Genomic DNA, 18,190 nt, shown 5'->3' with positions numbered 1-18,190 from the left:
TTATCTCCTGATGGAACCGGCACTTGGCTTGATCTGGATGACAAAGAACTCCTTTGTTTTGGGATAGGTCTTTGCGGTTGAATGAGCGAAATTCCCCATTCGTGTAAGATCAAGCTCTTTTATCCCTGTCTTAAAATCGTAGATGCAAGTCAGATCGCTCCTGACTGTCTCATGAACATCGAGCCCTAGTGATCCTTTTTCCCTGGTCCCGACTTTGTCTCGGTAGTACCCGGATGGAGCACCAGCCAGCGGAGCCATAAGAAATAGTTCTGCTTTCAGAGTGCCGTCGTTCAAGCCGTTCACCATATTTGCAGCACGCAGGTGAAACTGGGTTCCATAGTTTTGGGGTGTTCCATAGGACCCAATGGGTCCCATCGTCGATGCAACGCTGTCCGCTATAGTTTGTATCGTCCAGTACCTGGGGCAAAACTTGCTGACGGTATCCATATCCGCCTTGCGAACGCTCGCCCAGATTTTTGCGTCGGAATCCCCTTTGCTAAATTGCCTTGCGCGCAGCGAAAGGATTGGCACGACATAAGGATCATCAGCAGCGGCAATTGCGTTGTATTGCGCAACCGCGTCCGCTAGCGGGTATTCGAGTTCAGGTGCTTTCAGGAACGAAAGTAGAGCCGTGGCAGAACGGATAACGGGATTGTTTCTGACAATGGCCCGCAGTGGAGTTTCACGGTCGATGTGCTGTCCGAGTTGCTCGGTCCGTTTAATCCATGAGCTGCTTTGCGGGCTCGAACTACTATGCGCCAATGTGGCGCCCGCGGTGATCGGATCAATCCCGCCTTGGCCATTCGTCCATTGCCCGCCATCAGAATTTCCAGCAGGCACGCGAGGTTGATCTGGATCAAATTTGAGAAAGAGGTCAAGTTCGTCCAAAAACTCGAGTTGCTTGTAGAGAAAATCCTGCTTCTGTTGCAGGGGCAGATTGTTCTGCTTGGCTTGCGCCGCTGAGCACCCGCGTCTTGGTGTCCTCAAGGAAGTATCGTTGGCTCTGATCTGCCATAGCAGCTTGTGGTAGGCTGGGCTTTCCTTCGGTGATCTATGCATGAATAAGGTCCTTTTAAAAGGACTATATTCCTATTAGCGCATGAAGCTGTCAATTCGACATTAGTCGCAAGTCAATCGATTATTGCGCGGCCTTGTACAGCGTAATGGTCGTCTTGCGGCCCTTGCTGTAGTTGATGCCGCTCACAGTCGCCACTGCAGCAACCGACTTCTCGCCCTGCGGCAGAGCCTTGATGAAGGTGTCGTGTTCACGTTCGTCGACTGCTGAAATCGCACAGGCCGGATCGTCGGTGAGATGCTTGGCTGCCCCTGCACCGTCGGTGAGGACCGTCTTCGTACCGGCAAGAAAGACCAGACTCGGCTCGGCATAGTTGGCGGAAGCCAGCACGCTGTTGTTGCAAGCCTTGGCAGCATTGAACGCATTGGCAACGGCTGGGCTGAGCCAGATCGGCGTGAGCGCCGGAACGACGCCCCATGTGAGCAGCGTGAGCGTAATAATCGCAAAGGTTGCAGAGGCTTGCAGCGCGCGCTTGAGATTGTGATTCAACACAAGACCGCTGGCAAAGACACCCGCGGCCGCTGCGGTAAAGAAGGCAATGATCCCCGGAAACGAGAATGATCCGGTCATGACATAGGGCAGGACAAGTCCCGCGCCCATGAAGCCGACTGTCGCAGCGGCAAGGCCAAGAAGCGTCAGCCGCTCGACCCAGATTTGCCAGCGGCCGCGATAGGGCTGGGCGGCGATGCCGGTGTCGATGGCCCAAGCCATCATCAACAGCAAGGCCGGGTAGGCGGGAAGAATATAGTGGGGCAACTTCGTCGGGATAAGCTCGGTTACCAACCAGAACGGAATGTACCAGGCAGTCAGGAAGGCAAGGCGCGGATCCTCGCGCAGCCGGCTCAACGCCTGCAGACCGCCGCGAATAGCGAGCACGCCGAATGGCCAGATGAACACGACGAAGATCAGAGCGAAATAGCCTGGCGGCGCGCCGTGGCTTTCCTGCGCGTCGCCAACCTTCGACAGGAAATCCTTGTTGACGGATTCGTTGAAGAAGGCACCGCCGCTTTTCAGCGTGATCAGGATGAGCCATGGCAGCACGATTGCCAGCAGGATGAAAATACCGCTTAGTGGCTTCAGGCGTTTCAGCCATCGCCATTCGCGGTAGAAAAGGCTGAGAGAACCCATCGTCAAAAGACTGACAAAGGGAGTGATCGGGCCTTTGATCAGCACACCGGCTGCGGTTGCCACCCAGAAGATCACTGCCGGTGCCCATTTGGCGGCCTCCTCCTTGCGACTTGCCATCCAGATCGATGCAAGCGCACCCTGTGCGATGACGACAGTCGCCAGCACCGTCGCGTCGGTCTTTGCCACGCGCGCCTCGAAACCGAGCATAACGATCGCTGCAAGGGCGATACCGGCCATAAGGCCGGCGCTTTGGCCAAAAAGGAATGCTCCCAGAGCAGCCGTGCCGAGCACCGCGATCGTGGCGCCGGCCACCGAGACGAGTCGATAGACCCATACCGGCGCATCGTTATTGTAGCCTGTGAGCTTGAGCGCGGCGCTCTGCAGCCAGTAAATGCCAACCGGCTTCTTGTAGCGCGATGCGTCTTGAAAGCGGATGTCGACATAGTCGCCGCTTTCAGCCATCTGGTGCGTTGCCTGCACGTATCGCGCTTCATCGCGGTCCAGCGGCGGTATCGAAGCGATGCCGGGTATGAAGGAGATGAGGCAGATGAAAACCAGCAGCAAATAGTGGCTGGCGCGAAGTTTTGTGCCGCCACCGGGAGCGATGTGCGAAGAGGTCATCAACATCCCTTGCTCACGTGTCCAGCGTCATCGCCTTCTTCTCATTGGCGATCAGCCAGAGATTGCGAATATAGACAATAAGTCCGAGCCCTGACCGGCAATGAACACCGGATCCTTGCGCACGACCGCGTAGACGAAAAGCAGCACACCGCCGAACAGCGAGAAGAACCAGAATGTCACCGGTACGACGCTGCGCTTAGCGCGTTCAGAGGCAATCCACTGCACGACGAAACGCATGGTGAAACAGCCCTGCGCAAAAAAGCCCAGCAGAATCCAGGCATCGAATTGGGCCACGAAAACCGAGTGCAGCCAATTGGTAATAGCATCAGCCATGACTGATCTCCGTAATCGTTGGAACGGTCTTGCGGCGCTTGCGCAGCCACCAGACGCCATAAAGGTCAAGGATACCGCGCAGACCGCGGTCGAGAATGCCGTAGTTCGATTTGCCGTGACGGCGTTCGCGATCGAGGACATCGACATGCACGACGCCGTAGCCTTCACGGATCACCAATGCAGGCAGATAGCGATGCCAGCCATCGAAGAAAGGCAATTCGCGGAAAAGCTGGGTGTGCAGTGCCTTAAGGCCGCAGCCGCTGTCGCGCGTATTGTCCTTCAGGATCGCGCTGCGCAGCTTGTTGGCATATTTCGATGCGAACTGCTTCAGTTTGGTGTCGGTACGCTTCAGCCGTTGCCCTGCTGCGATCCCGATTGCCGGACCGGCCTGCAGCAGTGCATCGGCCAGCCGCGGCAGATAGGCAGGATTGTTCTGTCCGTCGCCATCCATGGTGACCACGACCTTACCCCGTGCAGCGAATACGCCAGAGCGAACGGCCGCGCTTTGCCCGGCAGACTTGTCGTGACGAATGTGGCGCAGAGGCTTCCCGGCCCTGATCCGCTCGCCCAATGCTTCACCTGTCAAGTCTGTGGAGCCATCGTCGACGACGATCACTTCGTAGCTGCGGCCTTCCATGGCTGCATCCACTTCATCGAGGAGAAAGGCTAGATTGGCGGCCTCATTGCGGCACGGAATGACGATCGTAATTGCCGGATTGCTCAAGTTGCAAGCTTTCGTAGTGGGACTTCAGGCGCGCTCCATAACATCGAAAGCGCTGCCGTGCCATCCTCATTTGCATTACGAAGCCGTAATGCCAACCCTTCGGTCAACGCTTGTTGCGAATGTCGGAGAGAGTCTTCGCCGGTGTAATCGCTTCGGGATCGAGACGAATTTCAATGATCGCCGGCTTGCCGCTTTCGACGGCCCGTTGCCATGCTCCTTCGAATTCCTCCGTAGCGTCCACGGTCTCACCATGACCGCCATAGGCCCGGGCAAGCATGGCAAAATCCGGGTTGGTGAGATCCGTCGCGGATACCCGCCCGGGATATTCGCGCTCCTGATGCATACGAATCGTCCCATAGATGTTGTTGTTGATGACCAGCACGATAATCGGCAAGTCGTATTGTACTGCCGTCGCAAAATCCTGGCCGTTCATCAGGAAGCATCCGTCACCGGCAAAGCAGACGACCGTTCGCTCCGGGTAGAGCTGTTTTGCTGCAACGGCCGCCGGCAGGCCATAACCCATGGACCCGGATGTCGGTGCCGCCTGTGTGGCGAAGCGGCGGAATCGATGGAAGCGATGCAGCCACGTGGCGTAGTTGCCTGCGCCATTGGTCATGATCGCATCCTCAGGCAGCACGCTCTCAAGATAGGACATGATTGGTCCCATCGCGACCTTGCCCGGTCCGGTCTTCGGCGGTGTCGACCAGGCGAGGTAGGATTTATGCGCGGTTTCCCCTTCCCCCGGCCAGTTGATGTGGGACGGCGGTGCAAGATGTTCGACAGCTTCTGCAAACATGTCGGGAGCTGAGTTGATCGCGAGGCTTGGGCGATATACTCGTCCAAGTTCATCCGCGTCTGGATGCACATGGATCAGAGTCTGCTTGGGGTAGGGACTGTCCATCAACGTGTAGCCGGACGAGGGCATCTCGCCGAAACGCCCGCCAACGAGCAGCAACACGTCGGCTTCTTTCACACGCGCCGCCAAAGCCGGATTGATGCCGATCCCGACGTCGCCCGCATAATTCGGATGCAGATGATCGAACAGCATCTGCCGGCGGAAGGAACAGCCGACGGGCAGGTGCCATTTTTCTGCAAAGCGCGTGATCGACTGGACTGCGTTTTCATTCCAGCGCGACCCACCCAGGATCACGAAAGGCCGTGTTGCGCCCTGAAGAAGATCGGCGAGCTTTTCGATACTGGCCGGAGATGGACCCGTCTCGACCGGCTGCCAGCCCTGAGCCGCCACTGCTTCGACCTTGTCGGTCAACATATCTTCCGGTAGCGCCAGCACGACAGGCCCAGGACGGCCCGAGGTCGCGACGGAAAATGCGCGCGTGACGAATTCCGGAATGCGCCGCGCATCGTCGATTTCTGCCACCCATTTCGCTGTATCGGCAAAGAAGCGGCGGTACTCGACTTCCTGAAAGGCTTCGCGCTCACGTGCGTCGCGTTGCACTTGGCCAATAAAAAGGATCAGTGGCGTCGAATCCTGCTTGGCGATGTGGATTCCGGGGGAGGCATTGGTTGCCCCTGGACCCCGTGTGACAAAGCAAATGCCTGGCTTGCCTGTGAGCTTTCCCCAGGCATCCGCCATCATCGTGGCTCCGCCCTCGGCCCGACAAACGGTGACGCCTATCTTTGCGTCGTAAAGCGCGTCGAGCACGGCAAGATAGCTTTCACCTGGCACGCAAAACAACCGCTCGACGCCATTAGCCGCCAAAGCCTCGACGATCAATTCACCGCCCGTTTTCATTGGATACGTCCTTTACTTCTTCAAGAATTTCGGCGCTGTGCTCGCCAAGACGTGGCGAAGGCCGTTGATAGGAAAGCGGGGTTTTCGACATGACGATCGGCGTGCGCACCGAGGGAATAGTGCTGCCATGGCCGTCCTCGAGATCAAGCCGCAATTGCCGCGACACGATCTGCGGATCGTTGAACATCTCGCCGATCTGGTTGATCGGGCCAGCGGGAACAGCATTTCGGGAACAGGCGTCAAGCAATTCGGCGCGGGTGCGTTTCTGTGTTTCAGTCCGTATCAGAGCCGTCAGTTCGATGCGATTTTCCAGTCGTGCTCTATTGGTCAGGAAGCGAGGATCGCTGGCGAGATTTTCAAGCCCGACAAGGCTGCAGAACCGGGCGAACTGCCCGTCATTGCCGACCGCAAGAATCATATGACCGTCGGATGTCGGTACGACTTCGTAAGGCGCAATATTCGGGTGCGCGTTGCCCATGCGGTGCGGACTCTTGCCGGTCGCAAGATAGTTCATTGCCTGGTTGGCCATGACAGCGGATTGCACGTCGAACAGGGCCATATCAATCATCTGGCCTTCGCCTGTCTTCGCTGCATGGGCCAGCGCGGCCTGAATGGCAATGACGGAATAGAGTCCGGTGAAGACATCGGCGACGGCAAGGCCAACCTTTTGCGGCTCGCGGTCGGGTTCGCCGGTAACGGACATCAGCCCGGACATGCCCTGGATGATGAAGTCATAGCCCGCCTGGGCTGCATACGGCCCGTCCTGACCAAAGCCTGTGATCGAACAATAGACGAGGCGCGGATTGTCGGCGCTCAAAGATGCGTAGTCGAGGCCGTACTTCTTCAGGCCGCCTACCTTGAAATTTTCGAGCACGACATCTGCAGTACGGCAGAGTGCCTTGACCGTTTCCTGTCCCTCCTTGGTCGTGAAATCCAAGGTAATCGAACGCTTGCCGCGGTTGCACGAGTGAAAATAGGCGGCAGAGAGATTTTCGCCCTCGCTGCTGGCGATGAACGGCGGTCCCCACCCACGCGTCTCGTCCCCTCCGGCAGGATTTTCCACCTTGATGACATCAGCGCCAAGGTCGGCGAGAACCTGTCCGGCCCATGGCCCGGCTAGAACGCGGGCGAGTTCGATGACGCGCACACCTTTGAGAGGAGCATCAGTCATGTTTCAGGCACTCTCCAGATGTGTCGATCGTTTCTGTTCGTGTCGCCCAATCCGCAAAATCTCGCATGATTACCTCCCTGTTGATCTCGTTGAGGCCTTCATGCCGTGTACCCTCGTAGATCTTCGTTGTGACATTGGAAAATCCAAGCTGTTTCATTCTGCGATCAAGGTGCCTGACAGCTTTGCCCTTCTCGGTGGCCGGATCTTCGGCACCGCCGACGAGATTGAAGGGTAAGTCGCGGGGGACGTTGGCCAGCAACGAATTATCTGCACCGGTGAAGATGAGGTCGAAAATATCGCGCCACATACTCACTGTTGGGTTCCAGCCGGATAGCGGGTCGGCAAGATAGGCATCTACTTCGTCAGGGTCGCGCGATAACCAGTCAGACGCCGTACGGGCGTTTGCAATGCTGCGGCCCCACTGCTGGAAGGTGAATTTCGGTAGCAACATACTTGGAACGTCCGATCCCAAAAACATGCGCTCGGCACGCAGGACTCCTTGCGCCACCTGGCCGAGAAGTCCAGCAGAGAAATTGGCGTTCCAGATCGCCGCAGCGTCCACTCTACCTGGATGCTTCAGCACGTAGTTCATTGCGATCAATCCGCCGAGCGAGTGCCCGAACAGAATCATGGGGAGGTGAGGGTGACGCTGGCGGGCAAGACTGTTGATGGCATCGACGTCGTCCAGAACGTGCATGACTCCGTCGCTTTGCGCAAATCGTCCAGCCGGAGCTCCAGTTGCTTTGGTAAGTCCGTGTCCGCGATGATCGTGAGCATAGACGTGAAAACCTTGTCCGTTCAAGAATCGGGCAAACCGCGCATAGCGCAGGGAATGTTCACTGACGCCGTGACTGATCTGGACGATGGCGTGCGCATGCCCCTCGGCCGCGGAAAACCGCATCGCAAGTTTTGCCCCTGTCGCGCTTGCAATCGTTTCTACGTCCTCGAATGCCATTCTCTGCCTCCCGTCGCAGTTGAAGTGGTGGCGCACGAATAGTCAATGCGCAATAAATTCCGATAAAATCCGCTTAATTTTTTTCGTTCCTGCACAATAAATAATCATGTAAAACCGTATGCAATTTTATTTTGCAAAGCCTCTTGCAATCGATAAAAACTTCCCTCAGAACTTCACTCCGAAAGAGATTGAATGTGCGATCGTTGCAACCGCAACAATGAAACGCACTCGGTTTCTGCCAGTTACATGGCCGTTCAGGGGAGAAGAGGACGCTCCCCGAATGCGGCACCAGAGGGGAAACCGGGTGACGGAAATATCCGCGCCCGGTTTCGCTCGTTTTGAGGGCTTGCCCTGATGAATGAGGCCGGATGGCAACGGCGCTGTGCGTGGTTCTACAAGCTCACCATGAGGGAGATGGTTGGGTTGCAGTGGAGCCAAGAACTGCTGGGTTGGTGACTATCGGTGCAATCCTCAATCTCCCTCATGGTGAGCTTGTCGAACCACGCACAGCAGCATTGCTATCGACAAATCGGCAGCCTCGGACCAAATGGCCAGACTCAGATAAGGGCGTGGCAAAGAAGGGGCTTAACCTCGGTCAGCTGCCCGAAATAAACCACCATCCATTGCCACAGGAGCCCCTTTCGCCTACATACGGCGCAAATTCATGTCCCTAAAATCCCGAACACCGGAGTGACGCGCGTTATGGCACGCCAATTCATCTATCATATGGCCGGCCTGAACAAGGCATATGGAACCAAGAAGGTTCTTGAAAACATTCATCTTTCTTTCTACCCCGATGCCAAGATCGGTATCCTCGGGCCGAACGGTGCCGGTAAGTCGACGATCCTCAAGATCATGGCCGGCATGGACAGAGAATACACAGGCGAGGCCTGGCTGGCTGAGGGCGCGACAGTTGGTTATCTCGCTCAGGAGCCCGTTCTCGACCCGACGAAGGATGTGATGGGCAACGTCATGGACGGAGTTGCCGACAAGAAGGCCATTCTCGACCGCTACAATGAAGTCATGATGAATTATTCCGACGAGACCGCCGACGAGGGCGCGAAGTTGCAGGATATCATCGATTCCAAGAACCTCTGGGATCTGGAATCGCAGGTCGAGATGGCCATGGAAGCATTGCGCTGCCCGCCTGGGGACAGCGAGGTAACCAACCTTTCCGGCGGTGAACGCCGCCGCGTGGCTCTATGCCGTCTTCTGCTTTCGCAACCGGACCTCTTGCTCCTCGACGAGCCGACCAACCATCTGGATGCGGAAACCACGGCGTGGCTGGAAAAGCATCTGCGCGAATACAAGGGCTCGGTGCTGTTGATCACCCACGATCGCTACTTCCTCGACAATGTTACCGGCTGGATTCTCGAACTCGATCGCGGTCGCGGTATTCCTTATGAAGGCAACTACTCGGCCTATCTCGGCGCCAAGGCCAAGCGCATGCAGCAGGAAGGTCGTGAGGACGACTCGCGCCAGAAAGCTTTGGAGCGCGAGCGCGAATGGATTTCGGCGAGCCCCAAGGCTCGTCAGGCCAAGTCCAAGGCGCGTATCAAGGCCTATGACGCCTTGGTGGACGCGGCCAACGATCAGCGGCCCGGCGACGCACAGATTCTCATTCCGGCAGGCGAGCGCCTTGGTCAGGTGGTGATCGAAGCGGAAGGCCTCGCCAAATCCTTCGGGGATCGACTGCTGATCGAAAACCTTACATTCAAGCTGCCGCCCGGCGGCATTGTCGGCATTATCGGCCCCAACGGCGCGGGTAAGACCACCCTGTTCAAGATGATCACCGGACAGGAAAAGCCGGATTCCGGATCCATCCGCATCGGTGAAACAGTGCATCTTGGCTATGTCGATCAGAGCCGCGATCATTTGAAGGCTGACAAGAACGTCTGGGAAGAAATTTCGGGCGGCAATGAAATCATCAAGCTCGGCAAGCACGAGATGAACTCACGTGCCTATGTCTCGGCGTTCAACTTCAAGGGCGGCGATCAGCAGCAGAAGGTCGGCAATCTCTCGGGCGGTCAGCGCAATCGCGTGCATCTCGCCAAGATGCTGCAGGCTGGTGGCAATGTTCTTCTGCTCGATGAGCCCACCAACGATCTCGACACCGAAACGCTGGCGGCGCTTGAGGACGCGCTGGAAAAATATGCAGGCTGCGCCGTGATCATCAGCCACGATCGCATGTTCCTCGACCGGCTGGCGACACATATCCTCGCATTCGAAGGCGACAGCCATGTGGAATGGTTCGAAGGCAATTTCGAGGACTACGAGAACGACAAGATCCGCCGCCTTGGCCCGGACAGCGTCAACCCGAAGCGTCCGAGCTACAAGCCGCTAACTCGATAAACGGTAGTGGGAGGCGGAGACGTTCTCCCATCACCATTTTTGACGAACCCATCAGGCTTATTTGCTGGTTTTCGTGGCTTGAATTTCTAGTATGCGGGGAGTCTCACGGAGGGGTGCAATGACCGACCTGTTTGAAACCAGAACTGAAATACTACCTTCACGCAAGCTTAGCGGGCGGGTAAGTGGGCTGTTCGAAGCTCTCGCAGGCGATTTTGTCACGACGCCTGCAGCTTCTCTTGATCTCACATTCGACGGCATCGTTGGCGATTTTCATGCTGGTCCAACGCGCAAGTCCGGCGGGCGTGAGCCCTGGTATCCGCGCGGCACGGAAATGCGCAACGAGCGCCAGCTTTCCATTCTCGCATCGGACGAACTGGCGGATGTCGCTGTTGGTATGGGATTGTCTGAACTGAAGGCTGAATGGATCGGCGGCAACATGGTCATTGACGGTATTCCGGCGCTTTCGATGCTGCCGCCACGGACGCTGATGTTCTTCGAAGGAGGCGTCACCCTGAAGGTCGACGGGCAAAATGCCCCTTGCAAAGTGGCGGGACGCTCCATCGGCGAACATGCAGACACAGAAGATCACACGACGACAGCGCTTGACTTCGTCAGGGTCTCGAAGCGCCTGCGTGGTATCGTCGCCTGGATCGAGAAACCGGGCACCATTCGCGCCGGTGAAAAAGTCGATGTACGGGTGCCTGAGCAATGGATTTATCCGATCTAAGGCTTGCGCCAAGAGCTTTTCTATGGCGAATGGACTGAAGGTCCGGTGCCTGCTTTTTGCGGGAGAATCGGGAAGCCGGTGTGACTCCGGCACGTGCCCAACGCTGTAAAGGGGATGGGCCGCGCAGATGCCACGGAGATATCCGGAAGGCGCGCGGTTCAGATGAACCTCAGTCAGAAGACCGGCCGGACCTCATAGCTTAAACCGCGCGGACAGCGGGGAGAGTTTCCAAGCGTTGTTGGGAGCAAGCAATGCGCGATGTTTTATCAGGTCCGGTTGCAGCCAGCAGTTTTTCCCCAAATGAACGCGCTGCAGTCTACAAAGCCATCCATACAAGGCGCGACGTGCGCGACCAGTTCCTGCCGCAAGCTGTCCCCGACGAGGTGCTGATGCGGCTGCTGGACGCCGCGCATCATGCACCGTCGGTCGGATTCATGCAGCCGTGGAACTTTATCGTCATTCGCGACGAGACGCGAAAGGCGGAGATACATCGCGCCTTCACCCGCGCCAACGAGGAGGCCAAGTCGCTATTCAGCGACGAACGGCAAGCGCTGTATGCTTCGCTGAAGCTCGAAGGCATTCTCAAGGCGCCGATCAACCTGTGCATCACCTGCGACCGCACGCGTGGCGGCAACGTGGTGCTTGGACGCACGCATAATCGCCAGATGGATCTGTATAGTACCGTCTGCGCTGTGCAAAATCTTTGGCTCGCGGCTCGGGCTGAGGGCATCGGTGTCGGGTGGGTCAGCATTTACCACGATCAGGATATGCGCCGTATCCTCGGCATTCCGGAGCATGTCGAGATCATAGCGTACCTCTGTATCGGTTATGTCGATGAACTCTACGACACGCCGGAACTGCAAAAGCGCGGCTGGGCCAAAAGATTACCCCTAGAGAACCTGATTTTCCAAGATCAATGGCAGGACACGACCAGCATCAGCTCGGATCTTCCTCATCAGGATCCAGCAGACGCGTCGCTCGCCACTCTGTCAACTTCCGATTGATGGCGTCTAGCACGAAGAATCGCGCACTCTCCTTGTCATACCCTTCATCGCGCAGGGCGTCATAGTCCGTGTGCTGGTGGCGGACATGTGCCACGGCAGCAAGCCACACCGCGATGGGAGGGGGCAATGACCGCATGTGCGGCGCGCCAGCAGCAGCCCTTATCGGCTCCGAATCCGAATAGGGCACCGCCGGGATAAGCAGCGTCAGCGCCTTGTTGATCGCGCGCTGGCGGTTTGTTCCTGTGCTCATGCAGGTTCCTTGCGTGATTCTTGGTCATATTTCAAACGCGGCAAAATTTGTCGTCAACGGCAAAAACAACTTGCCAAAATTTGATTTCTCACATAAACATATCTTTATGTCTTTTGAGGTGAATGATGGACAAGCGCAATCTCAATCTTGATCTGATGGTCGATACGCTGAAAGCAGCGGCCGAGCCAAGTCGTTTGCGTATTCTGGCGCTCTTGTCGCGCGGCGACCTGACAGTTTCGGACCTTACGACTATTCTCGGCCAGTCACAGCCACGTGTGTCACGCCACCTCAAGCTCCTGTTTGAAGCAAGCCTCATCAACCGTTATCAGGAAGGTTCCTGGGCTTATTTCCGTTTGGCAGAATCGCTGATCGTCGGCGACATCGCGCGCTCTCTTCTGGACCGTCTGGACAACGCCGATCCGCTGTTGGAGCGTGATCTTGAACGCCTTTCCTCGGTGAAACTGCAGCGTCGCGAGCGTGCGGCTGCCTACTTCAGTGCCAATGCCACCAGCTGGGACGCGATCCGATCGCTGCATGTCCCGGATGGCGCGGTAGAGGACGCGCTCATCAAGATCGTCGGTCGCAAGCCCTTCCAGGCCATGCTCGACGTTGGGACTGGCACAGGCCGCCTTCTGGAGCTTTTTGCGCCGCTTTATGTGCGCGGTGTCGGCATCGACATTAATCGCGACATGCTGACTATCGCCCGTTCAAACCTCGACCGCGACGGGATTGCCAACGCGCAGGTTCGCCACGGCGACGTCTATTCGCTGCCGGTCGATCGGGAGTCTTTCGATCTCGTGACGATTCACCAGGTCCTGCACTTTCTCGACAATCCGGCGGAAGCAATCCGCGAAGCGGCGCGCGCGTTGCGGGCAGGCGGGCGAATGTTGATCGTCGATTTTGCCCCGCATGAGCTTGAGTTCCTGCGCGACAATCATGCGCATGTGCGTCTTGGGTTCAATGACGGGCAGATGCGCGACTGGCTGACCGAGGCTGGATTGATGCTCGAAGAGAGCCGCGATCTAGAACCGAAGGGCGATGACAAACTGACCGTCAAATTGTGGCTGGCACGCGACCCACGCCTGCTGATCGCCGATCCCGATTCAACCTCCCGCATAACGGAGAGCGTATAATGAGTTTTTTCCGCCAGTCCCGCCGTTCGGATATTGGGTCAATTATCCGTGTTTCATTTGAGTTTTTCCCGCCAAAGACGGAAGTCATGGAAGAACGGCTTTGGGAAACGGTGACGCGCCTTGCGCCGCTCAATCCTGAATTCGTATCGGTGACTTACGGTGCCGGCGGCACCACCCGGGAGCGTACTGCCCGTACAATCAAGCGGATTTTGACTGAAACCGACGTCAATGCCGCCGCCCATCTGACCTGCGTCGATGCGACCAAGGAAGAAGTGGATACGGTTGTGCGCGAGTTTGCGGCCATGGGCGTCAAGCGCTTCGTGGCGTTGCGCGGCGATCCGGCCGGCGGCGTTGGCGCGCATTATAAACCAACTCCAGGTGGCTATGAGAACGGCGCCGAGCTGGTCGCGGGACTCAAAGCCTTCGCGGACTTCGACATTTCCGTCTCCGCGTATCCGGAAAAGCATCCGGAAAGTCCAGATTTTGCCACGGATATCGACATGCTGAAACGCAAGGTCGACAATGGCGCGACGCGGGCGATCACGCAATTCTTTTTCGAGAACGATCTTTATGAACGTTACGTTGAAAAGGTTCGCCGCGCTGGCATCTATATTCCGATCCTGCCCGGCATATTGCCGATCCATAATTTCACGCAGGTCACCAATTTCTGCTCGAAGGCCGGAACGCATATTCCCGCATGGCTTGCCGAGCGGTTTGACGGGCTGGACAATGACCCGCAGACGCACGCGTTGGTCTCGTCAGCGGTTGCCGCCGAACAGGTGCTCGATCTGGTCGAGCGCGGTATCCAGGATTTCCATTTCTACACAATGAACCGGGCTGATCTACCCTTCGCCATCTGTCATTTGATTGGCGTTCGTCCTGGTAGCAGCGATACGGTTGATGCCAGTCTTGCCGGGGCTGCAGCCTAGGCAATTTGAAACGAAAACGGCCCGGTTGCTATAACCGGGCCGCCCTCCTGTTTTCTATTCGCTTAACGGTCAGAGACCATCTTCGTAGCGCTCTTATTTACAATCAGGGGATTAGTCCTACGACCATTGCACCAATAAATGCGAACGCTGCACAGATCATAAGGACATTCATCGATCGAGTTAGTCCCATCGCTCGTCTCCTGCAGTTAACCCATTTAGCATAGCGCAAATTTGCCACATAAAAAGCCCAAATATTGCGGTCTTGTGACATGGATAGTAGAAATTTTTTGCCCTCCAAACCTAAGTTTTTGAATTTAAACCCATTTAGAGCAATAAAAAATATTCAAATCACGATAAAATGTTCCCAAAAGCGGTATATTTTTGCAGTGCAGCAAAAAGGTCACACATAAGGGGTGTAGCTCGAGCTTTGCCACAATTAGGCCAGAATTAAGCCGCGGACCCCGAGCTATAAGGCTAACGGTATATTGAAAACTTTACGCTTTTTGGCGCTTTTGCAGCGCTGAGAGCAGCCTGCCATCGATCGTCAACAATCCAAGAGCGATCAATGCCATGCCAACGAAGTCCTGAAGCGCGAGCTCCTCGTCGAGAAAAATTGTTCCAAGCAGAATAGCGCTGACTGGAACGATCAAAGTGACGAGTGATGCATTTGTTGCGCCGGCCGTCCGGACGATCGAAAAATAGAGGATATAGGCGAAAGCGGTCGACAGAAGGCCAAGACCGAGAATGGCCAACCAGACACCGGTATCAATGTTCGCTACGGCAGGAACGCCGTCGTAGATGAGCACCACGGGTATCATGATGAGCGTGGACGCGGTCATTTGACCGGTGGACGTTACTGTGGGTGGCACTCCCTTGAAGCGCTTCGCCAGAATGCCGGCAAAAGCGTAGGAGAGGGTGGCGCCGATCACAGCAATTTCAGCCCAAAGCGGACCACCGAGACCCGTGAGAACACCAGGGCCGATCATGATGACGAGCCCGAATATGCCCAGGAGAATGCCGACAAGTTTGTTGATCGTGATCCTTTCGTCTACCGTAAGGATGGCGGCGACAACGACCGTCCAGATCGGTGTTGTAGCATTGAGGATCGACTCGACACCTGCGCCAAGAACTGTCTGCCCGATGAAGAGCAGGGAAAAGGGGATGACGTTCATCAGCAGGCCAAGGCCAGCGAACTCAAATGCATGATCCCGGTAGTCCCAGAACCGGACGCCGCGGCTAAGCAGATAGAGATGAAGTGCCAGAGCTGCTACTGCCACGCGAAAAAGCACCAACGTTAACGGGGGAACCACTTGAACCGCGACACGCGCAAAGAAGAATGACCCACCCCAGATTGCGCCAAGAAGGAGCAATTGCAACCATGCGAAGCTGGTCATGGCGAGAGGATTGGGCGACGTTGTTTGCGCGGTGGACACGGATAGATCCTTTCGACAGTGCAGTCTGATAAGGTTTCTAGCTGTTCAACGGTATAAAACCACCCGATTCCAGCTGCAAGAAACCGACTTTCGTCTGTCACCTGTCCTTGATAAGAGTTTTGCATGACGCAGAACAAAACGATGCAACGATTCGCCTCGGCCCGTGAAGCAGCGCTTACCCTGCGGCCGGACCAGCCAGTCTACTGTTTTCGGCCGCAAGTTCTGATCGATGACGCGCACCAGTTCATGAAGATGTTCCCGGGCGAGACGGCTTATGCGGTCAAGACCAATGGCGAAAATCTTGTGCTCGAAACGCTGGCACGCAATGGCATCAGCGTTTTCGATGTGGCATCCCCGGGAGAGTTCGAAGCGGTGCGCAAGGTCGCACCGGATGCGCAGATGCTGTATATGCACCCGATCAAGGCGCAGTCGGATATTCGCCTTGCTCTCGAAACCTACGGCATTCGTGTTCTGGCAGTGGACCATGAGGATGAGATCGCCAAGGTAACCCGCATTGTGCGTGCACTGGATATCGATCCAGCCAGCATAACGCTATACATAAGGCTGCAAACCAAGGGACATGCCGCCTACGAGTTATCGAAGAAATTTGGTGCCGCGCCAGCACATGCAGTAGAGCTGCTTCAGCGCGCCCACAAGATCGGCTACATGGTGGGCCTGTGTTTTCATGTTGGCAGCCAGATCGAGGATCCAGACACCTATGAGCGTGCCTTGAGCTCGGCTGATTGGGTGCGCAACCGCGCCGGGGTTCCCTTGGCGGGTCTCGACGTCGGTGGTGGCTTTCCCGCTGAGTACGGACATGACCCGAAACGCAAGCATGTCGAGATGCCGTCGCTTGGCCAACTGATGTCGCGGCTGCGGGGCGATATCAAGGAGTATGGTTTTGGTGATTTGCCCCTGGTGGCAGAGCCGGGTCGCGTCATTGTCGCTCGGGCGTTTTCATTGATCGTGCGTGTTCTCTTACGCAAGGGCAGACGGCTATACATAAATGACGGTATCTGGGCGTCGCTGTCCGATTCGTGGACCGGCAAGATCACGCTGCCTGCCCGTTTCATCCCCGATCCAGCCAAAAAGCACCGCCATGGCGATCCGAAGGAAATTGTGCCGTTCCGGGTGTGCGGCGCAACGTGCGACTCCGTCGATATCCTGTCACGCCCGTTCTGGTTGCCGGAAACGGTCGACACTGGGGACTGGATCGAGATCGGTAATATCGGAGCTTACTCGCTATCGCTGCGCACCCGCTTCAACGGCTTTTACCCTGACACGTTCGTCGAGGTGGAAACACCCTTCGACGAAGGTGATCGACCGGAAGGTTTTGCCTCACTCGAGACGATGGCGCCTGCGCAGTAGCTCGCGACGAAGCTCTAAAGCTTGCCGAGGAGTTCGGGTGTTGGCCACGCATCGGCGGGCAGACCGAGGCGGATCTGTTCGTCGCGTACCGCATCGCGGGTAAGAATGCCGAACACGCCATCGATCTTCGGGCCCATATCGTGGCCCCGCGCCGCAAGCTTGTTCTGCAATTCCTTCATTTGCTCGGGATTGAGCCCGGCTTCAGGATTGGTTGGCTCAAGCGGACCCGCTCCGGCCAGGCGAGTGGCAAAATAGGCTGCTGTCGTTGCGTAGATGATCGATTTGTTCCATTCGACGAAAATGTCGAAATTTGCATAGGAAAGGAAAGCTGGGCCCTTGCGGCCCATCGGAAGCAGCAGCGAGGCATCGCCATCGTCGGGACCGAGCGGTCCCTTCATACCGGTAACACCCCATGCAGCCCACTTGGAGTGGGGCAGGCGGTTGGTGCGCATGGCATTTTCCCAAGGCAGCTCTTGTGTGAGCTCTACTTCCTCCAGCCATGGCTCACCCTTGCGCCAGCCCAGATCATGCATCACACGAGCAGCGGTCATGATCGCATCTGGCGCGCTGTGCTTCAGATCGACCTTGCCATCGCCATCACCGTCGACGCCGCGCTCGAGATAGTCGGTTGGCAGCATCTGCATTTGACCGATCTCGCCAGCCCAGGCGCCGGTCGTCTTGGCATCGACGACACCGCTGTCAAAAAGCTTCAGAAGAGCGATCAACTGCGGGCGGAAAAGTTCGGGCCGCCGGCAATCGAATGAGAGCGTCAGGAGTGCGTTCAAAGTATCGAAATCGCCCTGAACTGCACCGAAATCCGTTTCAAGACCCCAGAATGCTGCGATCACCGGTCCTGGAACGCCATACTCAGCTTCTGCCTTGGCAAAGGTATCCGCATACTTCTTGAGGTTTGCCGCGCCCTGTTTCAAACGGTAATCGGACACCATGCGCGAGGAGAAAGTGAGGAAAGTCTGATTGAAGACGCCTTGGGCGCGGTCGCGCTCCAGTACCTTGTCGTCCATCGAAGCCTTGAGAAGCTCACCCAAGCCCCTATCGGTTACACCGGCTGCTTTTGCCTCGGCGATCAGTCCATTGAACCACGGTTCCAGTTCGCCCCCGCATGCGGGTTTTGCCACTACCGGTTGCGTCGGCGCCACCTGATCCAGGGCACGGGCAGTGCTGGACAGGGCAAAAAGGCTGACGGCAAATGCAATCGATAGTTTGTTCATAAGAA

Annotated in this window: 15 protein-coding genes, 1 pseudogene and 1 riboswitch; of the genes and pseudogenes, 6 read left to right on the top strand and 10 right to left on the bottom strand. The window is 56.7% G+C overall.

All coding sequences use genetic code 11. From position 1 onward, the window contains the following. The 7 genes and pseudogenes from FHS21_RS25845 to FHS21_RS25815 all read right to left on the bottom strand — a co-directional run bounded on the left by FHS21_RS25845 (position 1) and on the right by FHS21_RS25815 (position 7,760). Entirely contained in the window at positions 1-888 is an 888-nt protein-coding gene (locus FHS21_RS25845) for a hypothetical protein (protein ID WP_158482274.1), read from the bottom strand. Between the two features lie 250 nt (positions 889-1,138). Then, on the bottom strand, positions 1,139-2,824 hold the full coding sequence (locus tag FHS21_RS25840) for an ArnT family glycosyltransferase (protein ID WP_183664813.1): 1,686 nt from the start codon (positions 2,822-2,824) through the stop codon (positions 1,139-1,141). Positions 2,825-2,837: 13 nt separating this feature from the next. Continuing rightward, positions 2,838-3,157: pseudogene (locus tag FHS21_RS25835) on the bottom strand (lipid-A-disaccharide synthase N-terminal domain-containing protein). Continuing rightward, positions 3,150-3,881 carry a glycosyltransferase family 2 protein gene (locus tag FHS21_RS25830; RefSeq protein ID WP_112531791.1) on the bottom strand — a complete coding sequence of 244 codons (732 nt, stop codon included), beginning with the start codon at positions 3,879-3,881 and terminating at the stop codon, positions 3,150-3,152. The pseudogene FHS21_RS25835 and the gene FHS21_RS25830 overlap by 8 nt, the downstream one beginning before the upstream one ends. A gap of 103 nt (positions 3,882-3,984) precedes the next feature. Continuing rightward, positions 3,985-5,634, bottom strand: coding sequence for a thiamine pyrophosphate-binding protein (locus FHS21_RS25825; protein WP_112531792.1), 1,650 nt, complete (start codon positions 5,632-5,634; stop codon positions 3,985-3,987). After that, entirely contained in the window at positions 5,618-6,805 is a 1,188-nt protein-coding gene (locus tag FHS21_RS25820) for a CaiB/BaiF CoA transferase family protein (RefSeq protein ID WP_112531793.1), read from the bottom strand. Before FHS21_RS25820 ends, FHS21_RS25825 begins: the two co-directional genes overlap by 17 nt. Next, a complete protein-coding gene (locus FHS21_RS25815) occupies positions 6,798-7,760 on the bottom strand; it encodes an alpha/beta hydrolase (RefSeq protein ID WP_112531794.1) in 963 nt (320 codons plus the stop codon). Before FHS21_RS25815 ends, FHS21_RS25820 begins: the two co-directional genes overlap by 8 nt. A gap of 702 nt (positions 7,761-8,462) precedes the next feature. On the opposite strand from FHS21_RS25815, the gene ettA reads away from it, so the two are divergent. From ettA to bluB, 3 genes are all read left to right on the top strand, one after another. Continuing rightward, positions 8,463-10,112: an energy-dependent translational throttle protein EttA gene (gene ettA / locus FHS21_RS25810; RefSeq protein WP_112531796.1), complete on the top strand. Its 1,650-nt coding sequence runs from the start codon at positions 8,463-8,465 to the stop codon at positions 10,110-10,112. A gap of 118 nt (positions 10,113-10,230) precedes the next feature. Continuing rightward, on the top strand, positions 10,231-10,839 hold the full coding sequence (locus tag FHS21_RS25805; protein WP_112531797.1) for an MOSC domain-containing protein: 609 nt from the start codon (positions 10,231-10,233) through the stop codon (positions 10,837-10,839). Between the two features lie 26 nt (positions 10,840-10,865). Continuing rightward, positions 10,866-11,043, top strand: a riboswitch (cobalamin riboswitch). A 47-nt stretch (positions 11,044-11,090) separates the two neighbouring features. Beyond that, complete coding sequence (gene bluB / locus FHS21_RS25800) at positions 11,091-11,843, top strand: 5,6-dimethylbenzimidazole synthase (protein WP_112531798.1); 753 nt, start codon at positions 11,091-11,093, stop codon at positions 11,841-11,843. On the opposite strand, the gene FHS21_RS25795 is transcribed toward bluB, so the two are convergent. Beyond that, positions 11,776-12,093 carry a DUF2293 domain-containing protein gene (locus tag FHS21_RS25795; RefSeq protein ID WP_112531799.1) on the bottom strand — a complete coding sequence of 106 codons (318 nt, stop codon included), beginning with the start codon at positions 12,091-12,093 and terminating at the stop codon, positions 11,776-11,778. The genes bluB and FHS21_RS25795 overlap by 68 nt on opposite strands. A 125-nt stretch (positions 12,094-12,218) precedes the next feature. On the opposite strand from FHS21_RS25795, the gene FHS21_RS25790 reads away from it, so the two are divergent. Next, positions 12,219-13,226 carry an ArsR/SmtB family transcription factor gene (locus tag FHS21_RS25790; RefSeq protein WP_112531800.1) on the top strand — a complete coding sequence of 336 codons (1,008 nt, stop codon included), beginning with the start codon at positions 12,219-12,221 and terminating at the stop codon, positions 13,224-13,226. Further along, a complete protein-coding gene (metF, locus tag FHS21_RS25785; protein WP_112531801.1) occupies positions 13,226-14,155 on the top strand; it encodes a methylenetetrahydrofolate reductase [NAD(P)H] in 930 nt (309 codons plus the stop codon). Before FHS21_RS25790 ends, metF begins: the two co-directional genes overlap by 1 nt. A gap of 494 nt (positions 14,156-14,649) precedes the next feature. Here the strand turns inward: metF and FHS21_RS25780 are convergent, their stop codons facing one another. Then, on the bottom strand, positions 14,650-15,588 hold the full coding sequence (locus FHS21_RS25780; protein ID WP_162702048.1) for a DMT family transporter: 939 nt from the start codon (positions 15,586-15,588) through the stop codon (positions 14,650-14,652). A 141-nt stretch (positions 15,589-15,729) separates the two neighbouring features. Between FHS21_RS25780 and FHS21_RS25775 the strand changes: the two genes are divergently transcribed. Beyond that, positions 15,730-16,956 carry an alanine racemase gene (locus tag FHS21_RS25775; RefSeq protein ID WP_112531824.1) on the top strand — a complete coding sequence of 409 codons (1,227 nt, stop codon included), beginning with the start codon at positions 15,730-15,732 and terminating at the stop codon, positions 16,954-16,956. A 14-nt stretch (positions 16,957-16,970) separates the two neighbouring features. Here the strand turns inward: FHS21_RS25775 and FHS21_RS25770 are convergent, their stop codons facing one another. Beyond that, positions 16,971-18,185 (bottom strand): lytic murein transglycosylase, encoded by a 1,215-nt coding sequence (locus FHS21_RS25770; protein ID WP_112531802.1) that lies wholly within the window; start codon positions 18,183-18,185, stop codon positions 16,971-16,973. Between the last annotated feature and the right edge of the window lie 5 nt (positions 18,186-18,190).

Source organism: Phyllobacterium trifolii (assembly GCF_014192095.1).
GTDB lineage: Bacteria > Pseudomonadota > Alphaproteobacteria > Rhizobiales > Rhizobiaceae > Phyllobacterium > Phyllobacterium trifolii.
Note: the sequence above shows the minus strand (reverse complement) of the source record. Positions and strands in the feature narration are given on the sequence as shown.